Origin of the sequence: Pseudomonas spirodelae (genome assembly GCF_034653255.1) — a bacterium.
GTDB classification, from domain to species: Bacteria; Pseudomonadota; Gammaproteobacteria; order Pseudomonadales; family Pseudomonadaceae; genus Aquipseudomonas; species Aquipseudomonas spirodelae.
Genome location: NZ_JAYEET010000036.1, coordinates 136379 through 158446 on the forward strand (window position 1 = coordinate 136379; position 22068 = coordinate 158446).

The 22068-nt window shown below is 56.5% G+C and carries 22 protein-coding genes; 3 read left to right on the forward strand and 19 right to left on the reverse strand.

Annotated elements, in window-relative coordinates:
• Window positions 1–139 precede the first annotated feature (139 nt).
• The 19 genes from glmU to rpmH all read right to left on the reverse strand — a co-directional run bounded on the left by glmU (window position 140) and on the right by rpmH (window position 17814).
• A complete protein-coding gene (gene glmU / locus SOP97_RS11410) occupies window positions 140–1498 on the reverse strand; it encodes a bifunctional UDP-N-acetylglucosamine diphosphorylase/glucosamine-1-phosphate N-acetyltransferase GlmU (RefSeq protein WP_322949261.1) in 1359 nt (452 codons plus the stop codon).
• Between the two features lie 137 nt (window positions 1499–1635).
• Complete coding sequence (locus SOP97_RS11415) at window positions 1636–2061, reverse strand: F0F1 ATP synthase subunit epsilon (protein ID WP_274088529.1); 426 nt, start codon at window positions 2059–2061, stop codon at window positions 1636–1638.
• An 82-nt stretch (window positions 2062–2143) separates the two neighbouring features.
• Window positions 2144–3520 (reverse strand): F0F1 ATP synthase subunit beta, encoded by a 1377-nt coding sequence (atpD, locus tag SOP97_RS11420; protein WP_274088528.1) that lies wholly within the window; start codon window positions 3518–3520, stop codon window positions 2144–2146.
• Between the two features lie 30 nt (window positions 3521–3550).
• Window positions 3551–4411, reverse strand: a complete 861-nt coding sequence (gene atpG / locus SOP97_RS11425) for a F0F1 ATP synthase subunit gamma (RefSeq protein WP_274088527.1) — start codon at window positions 4409–4411, stop codon at window positions 3551–3553.
• 50 nt (window positions 4412–4461) lie between these two features.
• Window positions 4462–6006, reverse strand: a complete 1545-nt coding sequence (gene atpA / locus SOP97_RS11430) for a F0F1 ATP synthase subunit alpha (RefSeq protein ID WP_274088526.1) — start codon at window positions 6004–6006, stop codon at window positions 4462–4464.
• A 21-nt stretch (window positions 6007–6027) separates the two neighbouring features.
• Entirely contained in the window at window positions 6028–6564 is a 537-nt protein-coding gene (locus tag SOP97_RS11435; protein WP_274088525.1) for a F0F1 ATP synthase subunit delta, read from the reverse strand.
• Window positions 6565–6578: 14 nt separating this feature from the next.
• Window positions 6579–7049 carry a F0F1 ATP synthase subunit B gene (locus SOP97_RS11440; RefSeq protein WP_090240971.1) on the reverse strand — a complete coding sequence of 157 codons (471 nt, stop codon included), beginning with the start codon at window positions 7047–7049 and terminating at the stop codon, window positions 6579–6581.
• A 70-nt stretch (window positions 7050–7119) separates the two neighbouring features.
• Window positions 7120–7377, reverse strand: a complete 258-nt coding sequence (gene atpE / locus SOP97_RS11445) for a F0F1 ATP synthase subunit C (protein WP_002555987.1) — start codon at window positions 7375–7377, stop codon at window positions 7120–7122.
• 115 nt (window positions 7378–7492) lie between these two features.
• Window positions 7493–8362: a F0F1 ATP synthase subunit A gene (atpB, locus tag SOP97_RS11450; RefSeq protein WP_274088524.1), complete on the reverse strand. Its 870-nt coding sequence runs from the start codon at window positions 8360–8362 to the stop codon at window positions 7493–7495.
• 16 nt (window positions 8363–8378) lie between these two features.
• Window positions 8379–8786, reverse strand: coding sequence for a F0F1 ATP synthase subunit I (locus tag SOP97_RS11455; protein ID WP_274088523.1), 408 nt, complete (start codon window positions 8784–8786; stop codon window positions 8379–8381).
• Window positions 8787–8943: 157 nt separating this feature from the next.
• The gene (locus SOP97_RS11460; RefSeq protein WP_274088522.1) at window positions 8944–9816 is read right to left on the reverse strand and encodes a ParB/RepB/Spo0J family partition protein; all 873 of its coding nucleotides are present in this window, start codon (window positions 9814–9816) and stop codon (window positions 8944–8946) included.
• A 10-nt stretch (window positions 9817–9826) separates the two neighbouring features.
• Window positions 9827–10615, reverse strand: coding sequence for a ParA family protein (locus SOP97_RS11465; protein ID WP_274088521.1), 789 nt, complete (start codon window positions 10613–10615; stop codon window positions 9827–9829).
• Window positions 10616–10628: 13 nt separating this feature from the next.
• Complete coding sequence (rsmG, locus tag SOP97_RS11470) at window positions 10629–11276, reverse strand: 16S rRNA (guanine(527)-N(7))-methyltransferase RsmG (protein WP_322949262.1); 648 nt, start codon at window positions 11274–11276, stop codon at window positions 10629–10631.
• On the reverse strand, window positions 11276–13168 hold the full coding sequence (mnmG, locus tag SOP97_RS11475; RefSeq protein WP_322949263.1) for a tRNA uridine-5-carboxymethylaminomethyl(34) synthesis enzyme MnmG: 1893 nt from the start codon (window positions 13166–13168) through the stop codon (window positions 11276–11278). Before mnmG ends, rsmG begins: the two co-directional genes overlap by 1 nt.
• 661 nt (window positions 13169–13829) lie before the next feature.
• Window positions 13830–15197 (reverse strand): tRNA uridine-5-carboxymethylaminomethyl(34) synthesis GTPase MnmE, encoded by a 1368-nt coding sequence (mnmE, locus tag SOP97_RS11480; RefSeq protein ID WP_322949264.1) that lies wholly within the window; start codon window positions 15195–15197, stop codon window positions 13830–13832.
• A 74-nt stretch (window positions 15198–15271) separates the two neighbouring features.
• Window positions 15272–17023 carry a membrane protein insertase YidC gene (gene yidC / locus SOP97_RS11485; RefSeq protein WP_322949265.1) on the reverse strand — a complete coding sequence of 584 codons (1752 nt, stop codon included), beginning with the start codon at window positions 17021–17023 and terminating at the stop codon, window positions 15272–15274.
• A 2-nt stretch (window positions 17024–17025) separates the two neighbouring features.
• On the reverse strand, window positions 17026–17271 hold the full coding sequence (yidD, locus tag SOP97_RS11490; RefSeq protein ID WP_322949266.1) for a membrane protein insertion efficiency factor YidD: 246 nt from the start codon (window positions 17269–17271) through the stop codon (window positions 17026–17028).
• The gene (gene rnpA / locus SOP97_RS11495; protein WP_322949267.1) at window positions 17264–17665 is read right to left on the reverse strand and encodes a ribonuclease P protein component; all 402 of its coding nucleotides are present in this window, start codon (window positions 17663–17665) and stop codon (window positions 17264–17266) included. Before rnpA ends, yidD begins: the two co-directional genes overlap by 8 nt.
• A gap of 14 nt (window positions 17666–17679) precedes the next feature.
• Complete coding sequence (gene rpmH, locus SOP97_RS11500) at window positions 17680–17814, reverse strand: 50S ribosomal protein L34 (protein WP_090240950.1); 135 nt, start codon at window positions 17812–17814, stop codon at window positions 17680–17682.
• Between the two features lie 522 nt (window positions 17815–18336).
• Here rpmH and dnaA point away from each other — a divergent pair.
• Genes dnaA through recF form a run of 3 tightly spaced genes read left to right on the forward strand, consistent with a single transcriptional unit; the run spans window position 18337 to window position 22065 of the window.
• On the forward strand, window positions 18337–19818 hold the full coding sequence (gene dnaA, locus SOP97_RS11505) for a chromosomal replication initiator protein DnaA (RefSeq protein WP_322949268.1): 1482 nt from the start codon (window positions 18337–18339) through the stop codon (window positions 19816–19818).
• A 32-nt stretch (window positions 19819–19850) separates the two neighbouring features.
• Window positions 19851–20954, forward strand: coding sequence for a DNA polymerase III subunit beta (gene dnaN / locus SOP97_RS11510; protein WP_090240948.1), 1104 nt, complete (start codon window positions 19851–19853; stop codon window positions 20952–20954).
• 7 nt (window positions 20955–20961) lie between these two features.
• Window positions 20962–22065, forward strand: a complete 1104-nt coding sequence (recF, locus tag SOP97_RS11515; RefSeq protein WP_322949269.1) for a DNA replication/repair protein RecF — start codon at window positions 20962–20964, stop codon at window positions 22063–22065.
• Window positions 22066–22068: the final 3 nt, after the last annotated feature.

Here is a 22068-nt window from a genome sequence, read left to right on the forward strand (position 1 = left end):
AAACCTAACGAAGCTTTTGCGTCAAGCAGGAAAGTGATGAATGGCCGTCGGATGGGTTAGCCACAGGCGTAAGCCATCACCAGGCAGCATGGGTATCGCTACGCTCAACCTGCGCGGCCCGACCCATCCTACGTCCGCCTCACTTCTTGGTTGGGCGCTTCCAGCCTTCGATATTGCGCTGCTTGGCGCGGCCGACGGCTAAGGTGTTATCCGGTACGTCGCTGGTAATCACCGAACCTGCACCAGTGGTCGCACGGTCGCCTAAAGTTACCGGTGCAACCAGGGCGCTGTTGGAGCCAATAAACACGTCTTCGCCCAGCACGGTTTTAAACTTGTTGGCGCCATCGTAATTACAGGTGATGGTGCCGGCGCCGATATTGGTACGTGCGCCGATTTCAGCGTCACCCAAATAACTCAGGTGACCCGCCTTAGCGCCTGCACCCAGCTTGGCGTTCTTCAGCTCAACAAAGTTACCCACATGAGCCTTGGCGCCCAACACGGAACCCGGACGCAGACGGGCGAACGGCCCGCAATCGGCGCCCTCGCCTACTTCGGCACCTTCCAGATGGCTGTTGGCTTTAACGATGGCGCCTTTACGCAGGGTACTGTTCTTGATCACACAGTTCGGGCCGATCTGCACGCCATCTTCAATGACCACCTGACCTTCAAGGATTACGTTGATATCGATGGTGACATCGCGACCTACCGTGACTTCACCGCGCAAATCAAAACGCGCCGGGTCGATCAGGGTCACACCTTGCAGCATCAAGCGGCGCGCCGCGCGGAACTGGTAGTGACGCTCCAGCTGCGAAAGCTGGATGCGATCGTTGGCGCCCAGCACTTCCATCTCGTCAGCCGCCTGTTCGGTGGCGACCACCAGGCCATCGGCTACGGCCATGGCGATTACGTCTGTCAGGTAGTACTCACCCTGGGCGTTGCTGTTGGACAGACGACCGAGCCAATCGCCCAGTTTCTTCCCCGGTACGGCGAGGATGCCGGTGTTGCCTTCGCTGATTTTCCGTTGCTCGGTGCTGGCGTCCTTGTGCTCGACAATGGCCTTCACCACGCCAGCGGCATCACGGACGATGCGGCCGTAACCGGTTGGGTCGTTCAGATTGACCGTCAGCAACCCAAGCTGCTGCTCGCTGACCTGTTGCAACAGACGCTGCAGGGTTTCAACTTCGATCAGCGGTACGTCGCCATAGAGAATCAGCACGCGCTCGGCGCTCAAGGCCGGTAGCGCCTGGGCTACGGCATGGCCGGTGCCGAGTTGTTCGGTTTGCAGGACGAAATTCAGATCATCCGCCGCCAATCGCTCGCGCACCAATTCCGCGCCATGCCCGATCACCACATGTATGCCGTTCGGCTTTAGCTGGCGAGCCGTGTCGATGACATGACCGAGCATGGCTTTACCGGCAACCGGGTGCAGCACTTTGGGCAAGGCCGAACGCATACGGGTGCCTTGGCCGGCGGCGAGGATGACGATATCGAGCGACATAGAAGAGGGTCCTGGGCAAGCGCCGGTTGTTCCCTGTGGATAACTCCACGACACAACCAACTGAAAAGATGAAATGACAGGCAAGAAAAAGGGTAGCCAAGGCTACCCTTTTACTCGTTTGCGATGAAGCAGCGAAATTAACCGCCGAACTTCTTGCGCAACTGCTGAACGGTACGCAGCTGAGCCGCGACCTCAGCCAAGTGAGCGGCGGCGGAACCGTAGTCGAACTCCGCGCCTTTCTCATTCAAGGCTTTCTCAGCAGCCTGCAGGGCCAGCTGAGCAGCAGCTTCATCGATATCGGCAGCACGCTGCACGGTATCGGCGAGCACTTTGATCATGCTCGGCTGGACTTCCAGGAAGCCACCAGAGATGTAGAACACCTCGGATTCGCCACCCAGCTTGACCAGACGAATCGGACCCGGCTTGAGGTCGGTGATCAGCGGCGCGTGGCCTGGAGCGATACCGATATCACCCAGGTTGCCGTGCGCAATCACCATCTCGACCAGACCGGAGAAGATCTCGCCTTCTGCGCTGACGATGTCGCAATGGACTGTCATAGCCATGTCTAACCTCACTATCGATCTGTTTGCACACGATGAGGTGGGCAAACAGACCGTAAGCGCCCGTTACCGAGCGCACGGGTGATTACAGTTTCTTCGCTTTCTCGACAGCTTCTTCGATGCTGCCAACCATGTAGAACGCCTGCTCTGGCAAGTGATCGTAGTCACCTTTCAGAATACCGCTGAAACCAGCGATGGTGTCCTTCAGGGAGACGTACTTACCTGGCGAACCGGTGAAGACTTCGGCCACGAAGAACGGCTGGGACAGGAAGCGCTGGATCTTACGAGCACGGGATACCAGCTGCTTATCTGTTTCGGACAGTTCGTCCATACCCAGAATCGCGATGATGTCCTTCAGCTCTTTGTAGCGCTGCAGCACGTACTGAACGCCGCGAGCGGTGTCGTAGTGCTCCTGACCGATAACCATCGGGTCCAGCTGGCGCGACGTCGAGTCGAGTGGATCGACCGCTGGGTAGATACCCAGGGAGGCGATGTCACGGGACAGTACAACGGTGGCGTCCAAGTGGGCGAAGGTGGTCGCCGGGCTTGGGTCGGTCAGGTCGTCCGCAGGAACGTAGACGGCCTGGATCGAGGTGATCGAACCGGTCTTGGTCGAAGTAATACGCTCTTGCAGAACGCCCATTTCTTCGGCCAGGGTCGGCTGATAACCCACTGCGGAAGGCATACGGCCCAGCAGTGCGGATACTTCAGTACCGGCCAAGGTGTAACGGTAGATGTTGTCCACGAAGAACAGCACATCACGGCCTTCGTCACGGAACTTCTCGGCCATGGTCAGGCCGGTCAGTGCTACGCGCAGACGGTTGCCTGGTGGCTCGTTCATCTGACCGTAAACCAGGGCTACCTTGTCGAGAACGTTGGAGTCCTTCATCTCGTGGTAGAAGTCGTTACCCTCACGAGTACGCTCACCCACACCGGCGAACACGGAATAACCGCTGTGCTCGATGGCGATGTTACGGATCAGTTCCATCATGTTTACGGTTTTGCCTACACCGGCACCACCGAACAGACCGACTTTACCGCCCTTGGCGAACGGGCAAACCAGGTCGATAACCTTGATGCCGGTTTCCAGCAGCTCGTTGGAGCCAGCTTGTTCGGCGTAGGTTGGCGCAGGACGGTGAATGCCCCAACGCTCTTCTTCGCCAATCGGGCCAGCCTCGTCGATTGGGTTGCCCAGCACGTCCATGATACGGCCCAGAGTTTTCACCCCAACCGGTACCTGGATACCTGCGCCAGTGCTGCCGACATTCAGGCCACGCTTGAGGCCTTCGGTCGAACCCATTGCAATGGTACGTACCACGCCGTCGCCCAGCTGCTGCTGAACTTCAAGAGTGGTTTCGGCGCCGACTACTTTCAGCGCTTCATAAACATTCGGCACTTGATCACGCGGGAATTCCACGTCGATAACGGCGCCGATGATTTGAACGATACGTCCGCTACTCATCTTTGGTTCCTCTGAATATTTGAACCGTGCTTAAACCGCGGCAGCGCCGCCGACGATTTCCGAAATTTCCTGGGTAATCGCTGCCTGACGTGCTTTGTTGTAAACCAACTGCAGGTCTTTGATGATATCGCCAGCGTTATCGGTGGCGTTTTTCATCGCGATCATCCGGGCCGCTTGTTCAGCCGCGTTGTTCTCAACCACTGCCTGGTACACCTGCGACTCCACGTAACGCACCATCAAGCCGTCCAGCAGCTCTTTGGCGTCGGGTTCGTACAGGTAATCCCAGTGGTGCTTGAGTTCTTTATCCGGATCGGCCACCAGCGGAATCAACTGCTCCACTGTCGGCTTTTGCGTCATGGTATTGATGAACTTGTTCGAGACCACGGACAAACGATCGATGCGACCATCGAGGTAGGCATCGAGCATTACCTTGACGCTACCAATCAGATCATTGATCGATGGTTCTTCGCCCAGGTGGCTGATCGCAGCAACGATGTTGCCACCAAAGTTGCGGAAGAACGCCGCGCCTTTGCTGCCAACAACGCAGAGATCAATCTCCACGCCTTGCTCGCGATTGCTCGCCATGTCTTTGACCAGAGCCTTGAACAGGTTGGTGTTCAGACCACCACACAGACCACGGTCCGAGCTCACCACCACATAACCGACGCGCTTAACATTGCGCTCGATCATAAACGGGTGACGGTATTCCGGGTTGGCGTTGGCCAGATGACCAATCACCTGACGGATACGCTCCGCGTAGGGACGGCTAGCAGCCATGCGCATTTGTGCTCTGCGCATTTTGCTGACCGCCACCTTTTCCATGGCGCTGGTGATCTTCTGCGTGCTTTTGATGCTCGCAATCTTGCTGCGAATCTCTTTTGCGCCTGCCATTTGACACCTATCGGGTTAGCAAGCGGGGACCTCGCGGTCCCCACTGCGGCTTACCAGGTTTGGGTGGCCTTGAACTTCTCGATACCGGCTTTCAGCTGGCCATCGATGTCGTCATTGAAGTCACCCTTCTCGTTGATCTTCGCCAGCAAAGCGGCGTGATCCCGGTTGAAGTAAGCAATCAGGGCCTGTTCGAATGCGCCAACTTTGGCAACTTCGATGTCGACCAGGAAACCACGCTCAGCGGCATACAGCGATACGGACATGTCAGCGATCGACATTGGCGCATATTGCTTCTGCTTCATCAGCTCGGTAACGCGCTGACCATGCTCAAGCTGCTTACGGGTGGCTTCGTCCAGGTCAGAAGCAAACTGGGCGAATGCTGCCAGTTCACGGTACTGAGCCAGAGCGGTACGGATACCACCGGAGAGCTTCTTGATGATCTTGGTCTGTGCAGCACCACCCACGCGGGATACCGAAATACCGGCGTTGACCGCAGGACGGATACCCGAGTTGAACATGGCCGATTCCAGGAAGATCTGACCGTCGGTGATCGAGATCACGTTGGTCGGAACGAACGCGGAAACGTCGCCAGCCTGGGTTTCGATGATCGGCAGAGCGGTCAAGGAACCGGTCTTGCCAGTCACGGCGCCATTGGTGAACTTCTCAACGTACTCTTCGGAAACGCGCGATGCGCGCTCCAGCAGACGGCTGTGGAGATAGAACACGTCGCCTGGGTAGGCTTCACGGCCTGGCGGACGGCGCAGCAGCAGGGAAATCTGGCGGTAAGCCACTGCTTGCTTGGACAGATCGTCATAAACGATCAGTGCGTCTTCACCGCGGTCGCGGAAATATTCGCCCATGGTGCAACCGGCGTACGGTGCAATGAACTGCAGCGCAGCGGATTCGGAAGCGGATGCCGCGACAACGATGGTGTTAGCCAACGCGCCGTTTTCTTCCAGCTTGCGCACCACGTTAGCGATGGTCGATTGCTTCTGACCAATGGCAACGTAGACGCACTTAATGCCGCTGTTCTTCTGGTTGATGATGGCGTCGATGGCCAGAGCGGTTTTACCGATCTGACGGTCACCGATGATCAGCTCACGCTGACCACGACCAACCGGGATCATGGCATCGACCGACTTGTAACCGGTTTGCACCGGCTGGTCGACCGACTTACGCCAGATCACGCCCGGCGCAACCTTCTCAACAGCGTCGGTAGCGACGTTGTTCAGTGGGCCTTTGCCGTCAATTGGGTTGCCCAGTGCGTCGACAACGCGACCCAGCAATTCCGGACCAACCGGAACTTCCAGGATGCGGCCCGTGCACTTGGCGCTCATGCCTTCGGCCAGGGAGGTATAAGCCCCCAGAACCACTGCACCCACGGAGTCTTGCTCCAGGTTCAGTGCCATACCGTAGACACCGCCCGGGAACTCGATCATTTCGCCGTACATAACGTCGGCGAGACCGTGAATACGCACGATACCGTCAGATACGCTGACGACAGTGCCTTCGTTACGGGCTTGAGAGGCGACATCGAGATTCTCGATACGCCCCTTGATGATTTCACTTATTTCGGAAGGATTGAGTTGCTGCATAGCTCTGCTGCCCCTTCAAACTCAAGATTTCAATGCTTCGGCCAGCTTCGCGATTTTGCCGCGAACTGAGCCATCGATAACCAGGTCGCCGGCGCGGATAACGACACCACCGATAAGGGTGGCATCCTCCGCGGCGTGCAGACGCACTTCTCGGCCGAGCCGTGCACTGAGAACCTTGGCGAGTTTGTCTTGCTGTTCATCGCTCAATGCGAAGGCACTGGTGACATCCACGTCGATCGACTTTTCCTGCTCGGCTTTGTAAAGCTCGAACAGTTCAACGATCTCTGGCAACAGGGCCAGGCGATCGTTTTCAGCGACGATGTGAATGAAATTGCGTACCTGGGCGTCGAACTTGTCACCACACACGTCATTAAACGTGGTGGCCTTGTCTGTACTCGTCAAACGCGGTGCTTTGAGCAGGCTTTGCATGGTGTCGTCTTGCGACACCGCTGCAGCCAGGCCGAGCATGGCTGACCAAGAGGCCAGTTGCTGGTGGGCCTGAGCATACTCAAAGGCAGCCTTGGCGTAAGGTCGGGCCAACGTGGTCAGTTCTGCCATGATCGCGCCCTCGCTTAAATTTCGGCTGCCAGTTTGGAAACCAGCTCCGCATGCGCGTTTTGGTCGATAGATGCGCCCAGAATCTTCTCGGCACCGCTAACGGCCAGGCTACCCAGTTGGGCACGCAGCGCGTCTTTGACACCGTTGATTTCCTGTTCGATCTCGGCCTGAGCCTGAGCCTTCACACGGTCAGCTTCGACGCGAGCCTGTTCACGGGCTTCGTCGACGATCTGGGTACCGCGTTTCTTGGCTTGCTCAATGATCTCGGCTGCTTGACCTTTGGCTTCGCGCAGTTGCTGACCCACTTTCTCTTGGGCCAACTCCAGGTCACGAGCCGCACGGCTAGCAGCATCCAGGCCGTCTGCGATCTTCTTCTGACGTTCTTGCAAAGCCGTAATGACCGGAGGCCACACGTACTTCATGCAGAACAGCACGAAGATGAAGAAGGCAACGGACTGGCCAATCAGGGTTGCATTAATGTTCACGCCAACACCTCGCTCGTTCGTTGTCCGTCAAACCAATTACTTGAAATCCCATTGCTGGGATTCCAGAGTATTAGCCTGCGAGTTGACCAACGAAGGGGTTCGCGAAGGTGAAGAACAGTGCGATACCAACACCGATCATGGTCACGGCGTCGAGCAGACCAGCGACGATGAACATTTTCACTTGCAGCATTGGAACCATTTCCGGCTGACGCGCAGCGCCTTCCAGGAACTTGCCGCCCAGCAGGCCGAAACCAATGGCGGTACCCAGGGCACCCAGGCCAATCAGCAGTGCTACAGCGATAGCGGTCAGACCAACTACAGTTTCCATCTTTCCTCCCGACTTTTTATGTCGTATTGGTTAAGGTTTTCTAAGGGTAAAGCGGTAAAACAAAACCGGTGCTTCTGTGCCCTTGCGGGCGTCCACTATGAGCGCCTAGGCGTTCTTAATGGTTGTCTTCGTGCGCCATCGACAGGTAGACGATGGTCAGCATCATGAAGATGAACGCTTGCAGGGTAATGATCAGGATGTGGAATACCGCCCACGCCCACTGCAAGGCAACGCCCAAGGCACTCAGCCAGAGCAGACCGCTGCCGAACATCACAGCGATCAGAATAAATACCAACTCGCCGGCATACATGTTGCCGAACAGACGCAGAGCCAGGGAAATAGGCTTGGCGATCAGGGTGACGAATTCCAGCAGGAAGTTGACCGGGATCAGCAGTGCCTGCACAAACAGGTTCTTGCTACCGAATGGGTGCAGGGTCAGCTCGCCGATGAAGCCGCCAATGCCCTTGACCTTGATGCTGTAGAAAATGATCAGCGCGAACACCGACAGGGCCATGCCCAGAGTCGCGTTCGGGTCAGTGGTGGAAACGGCGCGGAATGGGATGTGCGCATCGCCACTGATCAGAATCGCCAACTGCGGAATCCAGTCGACCGGAATCAGGTCGATGGCGTTCATCAGGAAGACCCAGACGAAGATCGTCAGAGCCAGCGGTGCAATCACAGCGCTGCGACCATGGAAACTGTCTTTGACGCTGGTATCAACGAAGTCGACCAGCACTTCAACGAAGTTCTGCAGGCCGCCAGGTTGACCGGACGTGGCCTTCTTCGCTGCCATGCGGAACAGCAGGACGAAAAGTAAGCCAAGGGCAACTGACCAGCCGAGGGTATCGACGTGGAATGCCCAAAAGCCCATTTCTTTTGCTTCTTGCGCGGTGTGGGCAAAGCCCCAATCACCATTCGGCAGTTGCCCGTATGTCAGGTTCTGCAGGTGGTGCTGGATATAGCCCGAAGCTGTTTGTTCTGCCATGGTTGCCTCAAACGCCTTAAGGTCTCGAAAGTCTTTTTTTCATTAGCAGCGGTGCGAACCAGTTGACCAGTTGGGTCAGGAAGAACACGCCAAATACCGCCAGCGGCTCTAAAGGCTTCACACCTGCAAAGGTCAATGCAAACAGCACTGCCGTTAAAACCAGTTTGCCCGCCTCACCGGCATAAAAAGACCGGACGATGGCTTGAGCAGCCCGCGCTCCACTGAACTGGAACGCCTTGTGGGCGAAATACACATTCGGTAGCCAAGCAATCAAGCCGCCACACAACCCAGAGTAACCCGCTACGGTGCCTAGCCACAGCCACAACACCAGAGCCAGAAGCAGCACAACCAAGAGCTGCACAAGCAGTACCGGAAAAACAGCTAACTGATGGAAGGGCAGGCGATTCGGCGTGCGAACGTCCATCGGATTTTCCTGAAAGCTGAACTCGGGCGCCGGCACCTTAAATCAATAACTTGGCATAGTTTGTGCCGACGAAATGCGCGCAGAGTATAGGGGCGGTTCACCCCCCATTCAACAGCTGGGTAGTGATTTCCGACTAGTCGCTACACGTGCAATTGTTTCAACGAATGTGAGCGAGCACGCCTTGCAGTTCATCCAGCGAGCTGTAGCTGATCACCAACTGACCTTTGCCTTTCTGCCCATGCTTGATCTGCACCGGCGAGCCCAGGCGCTCGGCCAGCCGCTGTTCCAGGCGGATGATGTCCGGGTCGGCTTTGACCTCGGTAGCGGGCTTGTCTTGGCTGTTCAACCACTGGCGAACCAGCGCTTCGGTTTGCCGCACAGTGAGGCCGCGTGCGACAACGTGTCGCGCACCTTCGGTCTGCTGTTCGGCCGGTAAACCGAGCAAAGCGCGGGCATGGCCCATCTCCAAATCGCCATGGGCCAGAAGGGTTTTAATCTCTTCTGGCAAGGCAATCAGGCGCAGCAGGTTGCTGATGGTTACTCGTGATTTACCCACAGCGTCGGCGACTTGCTGCTGGGTCAGTTGGAACTCCTGCTGCAAACGCTGCAACGCCATCGCTTCTTCAATGGGGTTGAGGTCTTCACGCTGGATGTTCTCGATCAGCGCCATGGCGATGGCCGCTTCATCCGGCAGTTCGCGGACCATGGCCGGGATCTTGTCCAGACCGGCTTGCTGGCTCGCGCGCCAACGGCGTTCACCGGCGACGATTTCGAAACGCCCGTCGCCAATCGGCCGCACCACGATCGGCTGCATCACGCCGTGGGCTTTGATCGACTGCGCCAGTTCTTCCAGAGCGGTGGGGTCCATGTCACGACGTGGCTGGTATTTGCCGCGTTGGATTAAATCCAGTGGCACGTACTGCAGTTCACGGCTGTCGACCTGCGCCGCCTCGTCCTTCAATGCGCTGACGCTGGAACCGCCCAGTAGGGCATCCAGACCGCGTCCCAGTCCTCGTTTTTTCACAGCCATGGGTATTTCCTTATGCGGTTACGCCGCGCGCTTTAACACGCTGGCGGCGGACCAATTCGCCGGCCAACGCCAGGTAGGCAATGGCCCCGCGGGAACTTTTGTCATACACCAGCGCCGGCATACCAAAGCTTGGCGCCTCGGCCAGTCGCACATTGCGCGGGATTACGGTTTGGTAAAGCGTGTCAGGGAAGTGCTGCTTGAGCTGCGCCGAGACATCGTTGGTCAAGCTGATGCGCGGGTCATACATGGTGCGCAGCAGGCCTTCAATTTTCAGGCTTGGGTTGAGCAACTCAGCGATGCGCTGGATGCTGTTGATCAAGTCACTCAAGCCTTCAAGCGCGTAATACTCACACTGCATGGGGATGATCACGCCATCGGAAGCCACTAGGGCGTTGATGGTGAGCATCGAGAGTGCCGGCGGGCAATCGATGAGAATGTAATCGTAATTCTCACGGATCGGTGCCAGCGCATTCCGCAGCCGGCTTTCTTTCATATTCATTTCCAACAGCGACACTTCGGCAGCGGTCAGGTCGCGGTTGGCCGGCAGCAGTTGATAACCGCCATGTTCGGAGAACTGCATGGCATCAACCAGGTTGCATTCACCGATCAGCACATCGTAGATCGAGTGCTCAAGCGCATGCTTATCCACACCGCTGCCCATGGTGGCGTTGCCTTGTGGATCAAGGTCAATCAGCAATACGCGACGCTTGGTCGCGACCAGGGAAGCCGCCAGGTTGACGCAGGTGGTGGTTTTACCCACGCCGCCCTTCTGGTTAGCGATTGCGAATACCTTAGCCATGCTGCCGTTCCCCCTAAACCGAGCGGCGCAGTATCAGCAGATGGCGCTGACCTTGGCAACCGGGAACCTTGAGTACATGGGTGGCGGTGAGGCGGAAATCCGCAGGCAGGGCCTGCAGTTCATCATCCGGGTGCACGCCTTTCATCGCCAGCCATTGGGTATTGCCATCGCCCAGATGGCGGGTCCAGTTGCTGAAATCTTCCAGTGAACTGAACGCCCGCGAGCAAATCCCGCTGAATGGAACAGCTGGGGTGAATTCCTCAACGCGGCTGTGGATAACTTGCAGGTTGGCCAGTTTCAACTCGAGCTTCACCTGAGTCAGGAAGCGCGTCTTCTTACCGTTTGAATCGAGCAGGGTGAACTGGCGCTCGGGAAACAGAATGGCCAGAGGAATACCCGGCATACCACCGCCGCTGCCGACATCCAGCCAGTTATCCCCAGCCACTCGCACATATTCGACCACAGACAAGCTGTCGAGCAGATGGCGCGAAACCATTTCGTCCGGATCGCGCACAGCCGTGAGGTTGTAGGCCTTGTTCCACTTGATCAGCAATGCCAGATAGGCGAGCAACTGCTCATGCTGTTCGACGCTGAGTTCGACACCCAGTTCGCGGGCGCCTTCGCGCAACTCTTCGGCGTGACGTGTAGTGACCAACGACATCAAACGTTGTGCTCCAACTGCTGACCGGCAGTGCGTTTTTTTAGGTGAATCAGCAGCAAAGAAATCGCTGCCGGGGTAACGCCGGGAATCCGCGAGGCCTGGCCGAGGGTTTCTGGACGGCTGTTGCCAAGCTTGTGCTGGATTTCCTTAGACAGCCCGGAAATCCCTGCGTAGTCGATATCCAGCGGTAACGCGATGTTTTCACTGGCGCGCAAGCGGGAAATTTCGTCCTGCTGACGCTCGATATAACCGGCGTATTTGGTCTTGATCTCGACCTGTTCGGCCACCTGCGGGTCCTGCGCACCGCCGCCGGTGATAGTTACTAGCCCGGCGTAATCAATTTCCGGGCGCGCGAGCAGGTTGAGCAGGTTGTATTCGTGGGTCAGCGGGGTGCCGAAATGCGCGGCAATTGCATCGCCTTGCGTCGTGCCCGGGCGCACCCAGGTGCTTTTCAAGCGCTGTTCTTCCAGCTCGATGGCTTCGCGTTTGGCGGCGAACGCCGCCCAACGCACATCATCGACCAGACCCAGCTCGCGGCCTTTCTCGGTCAGGCGCAGGTCGGCGTTGTCTTCGCGCAGGATCAACCGGTACTCGGCGCGCGAGGTGAACATGCGGTACGGCTCCTGGGTCCCCAGGGTAATCAGGTCATCGACCAGCACGCCGATGTACGCCTCATCGCGACGCGGGCACCAGCTGTCTTTGCCTTGGGCGCGCAGTGCGGCGTTAGCACCGGCGAGCAAACCCTGCGCACCGGCTTCTTCGTAACCGGTGGTGCCGTTGATTTGCCCGGCGAAAAACAGCCCGGCAATCACTTTGGTTTCCAGGCTGTACTTCAAATCGCGCGGGTCGAAGTAGTCGTACTCAATGGCGTAGCCGGGGCGGACGATATGCGCGTTTTCCATACCGCGGATGCTGCGCACGATCTGCAATTGCACATCGAACGGCAGCGAGGTGGAAATACCATTTGGATACAGCTCATGGGTATTCAGGCCTTCGGGCTCGATAAATACCTGATGGCTGTCCTTGTCGGCAAAACGGTGAATCTTGTCTTCGATCGACGGGCAGTAACGCGGGCCGACGCCTTCGATTACACCGGAATACATCGGTGAACGATCGAGGTTGGCCGCAATGATTTCGTGGGTACGCGCGTTGGTGTGGGTAATCCAGCAACTGACCTGACGCGGTTGTTGTTCAGCGCGACCGAGGAAAGACATCAGCGGCGTTGGGGTATCACCCGGCTGCTCGGTCATCAGCGAAAAATCCACCGAACGGCCATCGATGCGGGGCGGTGTTCCGGTTTTCAAGCGGCCGACGCGCAGCGGCAACTCGCGTAAACGCTGCGCCAGGGCAATCGAGGGTGGATCACCGGCGCGACCACCGGAGTAATTCTGCAGACCAATGTGGATAAGTCCGCCAAGGAAGGTGCCGGTGGTCAACACCACGGAATCCGCGAAGAAACGCAGGCCCATTTGCGTTACCACGCCTTTGACTTCGTCGTTTTCGACGATCAGGTCATCGGCTGCCTGTTGAAATATCCACAGGTTGGCTTGGTTTTCCAGGGTTTCACGAATGGCTGCTTTGTACAGCACGCGATCAGCCTGAGCACGAGTGGCACGAACAGCTGGGCCTTTGCGGCTGTTCAGTACACGGAACTGGATACCACCGCGGTCTGTGGCTTCAGCCATAGCACCGCCAAGGGCGTCGATTTCCTTGACCAGATGACTTTTGCCAATCCCGCCAATGGCTGGGTTGCAACTCATCTGCCCAAGTGTTTCCACGTTGTGAGTCAGCAGCAGGGTTTTTACCCCCATGCGTGCAGCTGCCAGTGCAGCTTCGGTACCGGCATGACCGCCGCCGATGACGATCACCTGAAAACAGGAAGGGAAATCCACCACGCACCTCGTGCCTGTTGAGAAATGGGGGGCTTTTTGGATTGAAAAGCGGGAAAGGCGGCAAGTATAGGCAGTTCGCCAGTGTGAAAGAAGCCTTTTGCACAAAAAATAGCCAGCCGACCTGAGGGCCTTTTTAACCAAGCGGTTAATAAAGATTAAAAGAATGAATTTTTATAGAGCTTTGTTTTTATGTTTATTAATGAGCAACGGCTTTTCTGTGGATAGATTGCTACAGACCAATAAAATCAATATGTACAGAGTTTTGAAAGGTTGTGCCAATCCTGCATTCAGCCTGTTCAATTGCCGTACGCAAGCTGTGGATGAAAGTGATGGTTATCCACAGGGGCGTTTATCCTCCGTTTTATCACAGGGTTATGAGCAGGGCTTAGGCCGAGTTTTCCACAGGGCTTAGCCACAGAAATAAATCGTTGGGGATGTACCTTTCGCCCACACAAACGCCTACCGCGAACGGCATGCATAAGAAATTTGTGGGCAAGAGGCTTAGGAAGGGTCAGTTACAGACGGAAGATATGAACGACGAAAAACAGCACGTTGAGGCGTGTTCCTTCAGCAATATCGTGCCGTTGATGGGACGATATTGCTGAAATAGGCGCTGTTTAAGGCGAGAAGAGAGGGTATCCGTCGCTAACCGACGCGGTGACTACTTGCCGATACAGAAGCTGGAAAAGATCCGCCCCAGCAGGTCATCGGAGCTAAAGGCCCCGGTGATTTCACCTAAGGCCTGCTGCGCCATACGCAGGTCTTCCGCGAGCAGTTCTCCGGCACCAGCAAGGGTCAACTGAGCATGGCCATGCTCAAGGTGAGTGGCGGCCTTGCGCAGTGCCTCCAGGTGACGCCTACGGGCGCTGAAGCTGCTCTCTGAGGTCTGTGCATAACCCATGCAGGCCTTCAGGTGTTCACGCAGCAGGTCCAGGCCTTGAGTCGACTTGGCCGACAGGCTGATGGTGACGTGGCCGTCATTGCAGACTTCCAGTACCACCGACTCGCCCGACAGGTCGGCTTTATTGCGAATCAGGGTGACCTTCGCTGGATCAGGGCGCTGATCAAGGAATTCGGGCCACAGAGCAAAGGGATCGTTCGCTTCCGGAGCTGTGGCATCGACCACCAGCAGGATGCGATCGGCTTCCCCAATCGCCTTGAGCGCACGCTCTACACCAATCCGCTCGACCTGATCCTCGGTATCGCGCAGGCCAGCGGTGTCCACTACGTGCAGTGGCATGCCATCGATGTGGATATGTTCGCGCAGGACATCGCGTGTGGTGCCGGCGATCTCAGTAACGATGGCCGCTTCGCGCCCAGCCAGGGCATTGAGCAGGCTGGATTTACCGGCGTTGGGCCGACCGGCGATAACCACCGTCATGCCATCGCGCAGCAGCGCACCTTGCCCGGCTTCACGCAGCACGCCAGCGAGGTCGTTGCGTACGCCTTCGAGCAGGCTGAGTACATGCCCATCGGCGAGAAAGTCGATTTCTTCTTCAGGAAAATCGATAGCCGCTTCGACATAAATCCGCAGGTTGATCAGGCGTTCAGTCAGGCCGTGCACTCGTCGGGAGAACTCGCCCTGCAGTGAGCGCAAGGCATTGCGTGCGGCTTGTTCAGAGCTGGCCTCGATCAGGTCGGCAATGGCTTCGGCCTGAGCCAGGTCGAGTTTGTCATTGAGGAAGGCCCGTTCACTGAATTCACCCGGTCGCGCCAAGCGCGCGCCGAGTTGTACACAGCGGCGTAACAACAAGTCGAGTACCACGGGGCCGCCATGCCCTTGCAGCTCCAGTACATCTTCACCGGTAAAGGAGTTCGGTCCCGGGAAGTACAAGGCTAATCCTTCATCCAGCACCTGTTCGGCATCGGCAAAGAAAGGGCCGTAATGTGCGTAGCGTGGCTTTAAGTCGCGCTGGCAAATGGCCGCGGCAAGCTGGCCGGCCATAGGACCGGATACACGCACGATGCCAACCCCGCCACGCCCTTGGGCAGTAGCGACGGCAGCAATGGTTTCAGTCACGGTTGGCATGCGGTTCTCCTGAGTCGACATAGCAAAACGCCCCTGAAAAGGGGCGTTTGTTACAGCTTAGAAGCGCCTACGGCTTAGGCATCTGCGGCCTTGGCTGCGGCTTCGATCTTGCGCGTAATGTACCACTGCTGCGCAATGGACAAGACGTTGTTGACCACCCAGTACAGAACCAGACCTGCAGGGAACCAGAGGAAGAAGAAGGTGAAGATGATTGGCATCATTTTCATAACCTTGGCTTGCATCGGGTCCGGCGGAGTCGGGTTGAGCTGCTGCTGAATAAACATGGTGGCCCCCATGATAATCGGCAGGATAAAGAACGGGTCTTTGATCGACAGGTCAGTTATCCACAGCAACCAAGGGGCTTGGCGCATTTCAACGCTTTCCAACAAGGTCCAGTAGAGCGCCAGGAATACGGGCATCTGTACCAAAATAGGCAAGCAACCACCCAGCGGATTGATCTTCTCCTTTTTGTACAGCTCCATCATGCCCTGGGACATTTTTTGCCGATCGTCGCCAAACTGCTCTTTCAGCGCAGCCAGCTTAGGTGCGACAGCCCGCATACGTGCCATGGATTTGTAGCTGGCGGCAGACAGTGGGAAGAAGATCAGCTTGATGATCATGGTCAGAACGATGATCGACCAACCCCAGTTACCCAGCAGGCTGTGGATATGTTCCAGCAACCAGAAGATCGGCTGAGCCAGGAACCACAGAATGCCGTAGTCGACAGTCAGCTCAAGACCAGGTGACAGGGTTTTCAGATGGCCTTGTAGCTTCGGGCCGGCATACAGAATTGCACTGGTTTCACCCTGAGCGCCGGGAGCAACCTGAATGGCCGGGCCGGTAAAGCCGACAATGTAGTTGCCTTGGCTGTCTTTACGGGTCTGTACTTGGTTAGTGCTGTCTTTGCTTGGAATCCAGGCAGTGACGAAGTAATGCTGTAGCCAGGCAACCCAGCCTCCTTGAACGGTTTCTTTGAAGGCTTGTTTATCGATGTCTTTCATCGACACTTTTTTGTACGGCTCTTCGCTCGTCCACAGGGCACCACCGAGGTAGGTTGCTGTGCCAGTTGCCGTAGTAGACGATGGATCACCACTGCCATCGCGCTTGAGCTGGGCAAACATGTTGCCGCTCCAAGCTTGAGCGCTCTGGTTATCGATCAGGTAGCTGACGTCTATCTGGTAGGAGGACGGGTCCACGCAACCGGGTTTCTTCAGCAACTGCTCTTTGGCCGAACATTCAGCGTTCAGGCCGCGCTTGAACGTGAAACGCTTGATGTAATTAATGCCGTTTTCGCTGAGCGTGAGATCAACTTGCAGTTGATCCTGACCATCGGCCAACTCATAACTTTTTTGCGCGCTGCTCCACAGGGCACGACCGCTGGATTTGTCCGGCGCATTGCTGCCGATCAACCCGCTTTGTGCCAGGTAAGTGCGCTCGCCGCCGTTATCGAACAGCTGGAACGGTACGTCTGGACGGTCTTGACGACGCGGGTACTGCGGCAGACGCAGTTGCACCACATCACCACCGCGCGGGTCGATGGCCAGATCCAGCACATCGGTCTTCACCCGAATCAGCTCATCGTTGGCTGCGGTGGAGACAGCACTGATTGCGCTTGGCTCAACGGCAGTCGTTGTGCTCGGAATATCGTCGCCGCCAGCTGAGTTTGAGTTCGCAGTGGTTGTATCTGGCAAGCCAGGTACCGTGCTGCTAGTCGTGGCAATTTCAGTCGGCAGGGCAGTTTGACCGTAATCCTGGTTCCACTGAAGAACCATCATATAGGACACGATTGCCAGGGCGACGATCAGGATCGAGCGTTGAATATCCATGATTATTCGGCCATCGAAGAGGAACGGGAGGTTTTCGCGGGGGGAACCGGGTCGTAGCCACCGGGATTCCACGGATGGCATCGGCCCAGCCGACGCAGAGTCAGCCAGCCACCGCGCATGACACCATGGTGTTCAATGGCTTCAAGCGCGTAGCAAGAACAACTGGGGTAAAAACGACAGTGGCTGGCCATCAAGGGGCTGATGGCGTAGCGGTAAAACTGGATAGGAAGCAAAACCAGCTTAAGCATGGGGACTGTCGTTCCCCCCGGGTGTTGCATCGGCTTCCGGGCTAGGCTTGCTGCGTTCGAGGCGTTTCCAAAGTTTGCCAAACTGGCGTGCCAGCTCAACCTTGTCCAGATCACCAAGGCCTTTTCGCGCCACCACCACGATGTCCCAACCGACCAAATTATCTTGGTTCAGACGGAACGATTCGCGGATCTGGCGTTTCAGGCGATTGCGTTCAACCGAGAGCTTGACGCTCTTCTTGCCGATCACTAGCCCCAAACGGGGATGACCAAGCTCATTGTTGCGCGCTAGCAGCAGGACATTTTTGCCCGGCGCTTTGCCGTTAGGGGAGTCGAAGACTGCCTTGAATTGTCGGGGAGTTAGCAGACGCTTTTCCCGACTGAAGTCTCGACTCACCACAATACCGAAAATTAGACGGCGAGACGCTTACGGCCTTTGGCACGGCGACGCTGCAGAACAGCACGGCCGCTCTTGGTAGCCATACGAGCGCGGAAACCATGAGTGCGAGCGCGTTTGATAGTGCTGGGTTGGAAAGTACGTTTCATGATGCGGTACCTGGGTGGTCGACTACGGGCCGGAATGGCCCCCGTTTTAAGAGACCGGGGATTCTAGAGAAACCCGAGGGTCAGGTCAATTTCAAACCATGCTTTCCTGCATAAAGAAATATAGAGAAGAGAATATTTAAAGATCTTTTGTAGTGTTAGTAACTCTTAGTGAGCCACTTATCTGTGCATAAGTACCTGAAGCGCAAGCGATTCGGGCTGTTCAGCCAAGGGTAAGTCTGTCGAAAAGGCGTGTTGCAACTGTGCGGAAGCAGCGCACAAGCTGGGGACGGAATGCCATTTTACCCACAGGGGGGTTTTCCACTGGGTTTACCCCTGGCTTATCCCATGAGCTTGTATAAGGTTATCCACAGACCTTATTACCCTCCTTAATCGAGCCTTATGCGTAGTTAACAGACTGATTTTCCTTGTGGATCGGCAAGCTTACATGTGGATAACTCAAGCCCTGACAGCTACAATGGCGCCTGTTTTTGTGCCTCGCGCCTTTCGATTTAGGGGATGTCCGTGTCTGTGGAACTTTGGCAGCAGTGCGTCGAGCTTCTGCGCGATGAGCTGCCTGCTCAGCAATTCAACACTTGGATCCGTCCGCTGCAGGTCGAAGCCGCTGGCGACGAACTTCGCGTTTATGCGCCCAATCGTTTTGTGCTCGACTGGGTCAATGAAAAGTACCTCAGCCGCTTGCTGGAGTTACTCGCTGAACGGACCAACGGTTTGGCGCCTGCGCTTTCCTTATTAATAGGCAGCAAACGCAGTTCAGCGCCGCGAGCGGCTGTTGTCAGTTCGCCGCCGGTAGTGCCCAGCACACCTGCTCCTCAACCTGCTGAAACTCCTAAGTCGACCGCCACAGCGGCGCCTGTAGCGACAGAACCTTCGCGCGCCAGTTTTGATCCTATGGCTGGCGCTGCCAGTCAGCAGGCGCCTGCGCGTACTGAGCGTTCGGTGCAGGTTGAAGGCGGGCTGAAACACACCAGTTACCTGAATCGCACCTTTACCTTTGACAACTTCGTCGAAGGTAAATCCAACCAACTGGCGCGCGCTGCGGCCTGGCAGGTAGCGGATAACCCCAAGCACGGTTACAACCCGCTGTTCCTTTATGGCGGAGTGGGTCTGGGTAAAACCCACTTGATGCATGCGGTGGGCAACCACCTGCTGGCGAAGAATCCGAATGCCAAGGTGGTTTATCTGCATTCCGAGCGTTTCGTGGCGGACATGGTCAAGGCGTTGCAGTTGAATGCAATCAACGAATTCAAGCGCTTCTACCGTTCGGTGGATGCCCTGCTGATCGATGACATTCAATTTTTCGCCAAGAAAGAGCGTTCCCAGGAAGAGTTCTTCCACACCTTTAACGCTTTGCTTGAAGGGGGTCAGCAGGTGATTCTCACCAGCGACCGTTACCCGAAAGAAATCGAAGGGTTAGAAGAGCGTCTCAAATCGCGCTTCGGTTGGGGCCTGACAGTAGCAGTCGAGCCGCCTGAGCTGGAAACTCGCGTCGCCATTCTAATGAAGAAGGCTGACCAGGCTAAAGTTGATCTGCCACACGATGCAGCCTTCTTTATTGCACAGCGCATTCGCTCCAACGTGCGCGAACTGGAAGGTGCTTTGAAACGTGTGATTGCCCACTCGCACTTCATGGGCCGCGACATTACCATCGAGCTGATCCGTGAGTCGCTCAAGGACCTGCTTGCTCTACAAGACAAGCTGGTAAGCATCGACAATATTCAGCGCACGGTCGCCGAGTACTACAAAATCAAGATTTCCGATCTGCTGTCCAAGCGTCGCTCGCGTTCGGTTGCGCGTCCACGGCAGGTGGCCATGGCCTTGTCGAAAGAGCTTACCAACCACAGCCTGCCGGAAATTGGTGACGCCTTTGGCGGTCGCGATCACACGACGGTATTGCATGCTTGTCGTAAGATTGCTGAACTTAAGGAATCCGACGCGGACATCCGCGAGGACTATAAGAATTTGCTGCGTACGCTGACTACCTAACTACGCAACTCCACTAGGCAAGGGACTAGACCATGCATTTCACCATTCAACGCGAAGCCTTGTTGAAACCTCTGCAACTGGTCGCCGGCGTCGTGGAACGCCGTCAGACCTTGCCGGTTCTCTCGAATGTTCTGCTGGTGGTTGAAGGCCAGCAGCTGTCATTGACCGGTACAGACCTTGAGGTTGAACTGGTCGGGCGCGTCACGCTGGAAGAGCCTGCTGAGTCCGGTGAAATCACCGTTCCGGCACGCAAGCTAATGGATATTTGTAAGAGCCTGCCGAGCGATGCTCTGATCGACATTCGTATTGATGAGCAAAAGCTGCTGATCAAAGCGGGGCGCAGCCGCTTCAGCCTGTCGACCCTGCCCGCCAATGACTTCCCGACTGTTGAGGAAGGCCCTGGTTCGCTGACCTTCAGCCTGGTGCAAAGCAAATTGCGTCGTTTGATCGAGCGCACCAGCTTTGCCATGGCTCAGCAAGACGTGCGTTATTACCTCAACGGTATGCTGCTGGAAGTGCAGACCGGGATCCTTCGAGCAGTGGCCACTGATGGTCACCGTCTGGCAATGTGCTCGATGGACGCTGCCATCGAGCAGGTTGAACGGCACCAGGTCATCGTGCCGCGTAAAGGTATTCTCGAGATGGCTCGTCTACTGACTGAGCAGGACGGCAGCGTGAGCATCGTCCTCGGTCAGCACCACATCCGCGCCACCACGGGTGAATTCACCTTTACCTCGAAACTGGTCGACGGCAAGTTCCCTGATTACGAGCGTGTGTTGCCACGCGGTGGCGACAAACTGGTTGTCGCTGATCGCCAGGGGCTGCGTGAAGCCTTTAGCCGTACTGCGATTCTGTCCAACGAGAAGTACCGCGGTATTCGTTTGCAGCTGGAGTCTGGCTTGTTAAAAATTCAGGCCAATAACCCTGAGCAGGAAGAAGCCGAAGAAGAGATTGCTGTCGACTACAACGGCAGTGCGTTGGAAATCGGTTTTAACGTCAGCTACTTGCTCGACGTATTGAGCGTGATGACCACCGACCAAGTACGTTTGATTCTTTCTGATGCCAACAGCAGTGCCCTGGTTCAGGAAGCCGACAACGATGATTCGTCTTATGTCGTTATGCCGATGCGTCTGTAACTGCTGAATGTCTCTTACTCGCTTCACTGTCACCGCGGTGCGTAATCTGCACCCGGTGACCCTCTCCCCCTCCCCGCGCATCAATATCCTTTCCGGCGACAATGGCAGCGGCAAAACAAGTTTGCTCGAAGCCATTCATTTGCTGGGGTTGGCCCGCTCCTTTCGCAGCACTCGCCTGCTTCCGGTTATTCAATACGAGCAGCCTGCCTGCACCATCTTCGGTCAGGTGCAGATGTCTGATGGTCGGCAAAGCAGCCTGGGTGTTTCTCGGGATCGTCAGGGTGAGTTTCAGATTCGTATCGACGGGCAAAATGCACGTAGCTCAGCGCAACTCGCAGAAACCCTACCGCTTCAGCTGATTAATCCCGATAGCTTTCGTTTGCTTGAAGGTGCGCCGAAGATCAGAAGGCAGTTTCTTGATTGGGGTGTGTTCCACGTGGAACCTCGTTTTTTACCCGCCTGGCAGCGGCTGCAGAAGGCCCTGCGTCAGCGAAACTCATGGCTGCGGCATGGTACACTTGACGCCGCTTCACAGGCGGCCTGGGACCGTGAATTGTGCCTGGCCAGCGACGAAATTGACGGTTACCGGCGTGCCTATATCCAGGCCCTGAAACCGGTCTTTGAGCGCACCCTGAATGAATTAGTCGAGCTTGAAGGTTTGACCCTCAGTTACTACCGCGGATGGGATAAAGAGCGTGAGCTCAACACTGTGTTGGCCTCTACCCTTCCCCGCGATCAGCAATTAGGGCATACCCAAGCCGGCCCTCAGCGTGCCGATTTACGGCTACGGTTGGGGGCGCACAATGCCGCCGAGATACTCTCACGCGGCCAGCAGAAATTAGTTGTATGTGCCTTGCGCATTGCGCAGGGCCATTTAGTCAATCAGGCCAAGCACGGCCAATGTATCTATCTAGTGGATGACTTGCCGTCAGAACTGGATGAACAGCACCGCCGTGCGTTGTGCCGATTGTTAGAAGACTTGCACTGCCAGGTGTTTATCACCTGTGTAGACCATGAATTGTTGAGGGAAGGCTGGCGCACGGATACGCCAGTTGCCATGTTCCACGTGGAACATGGTGGCATTACCCAGACCCACGACCACCGGGAGTGAAGG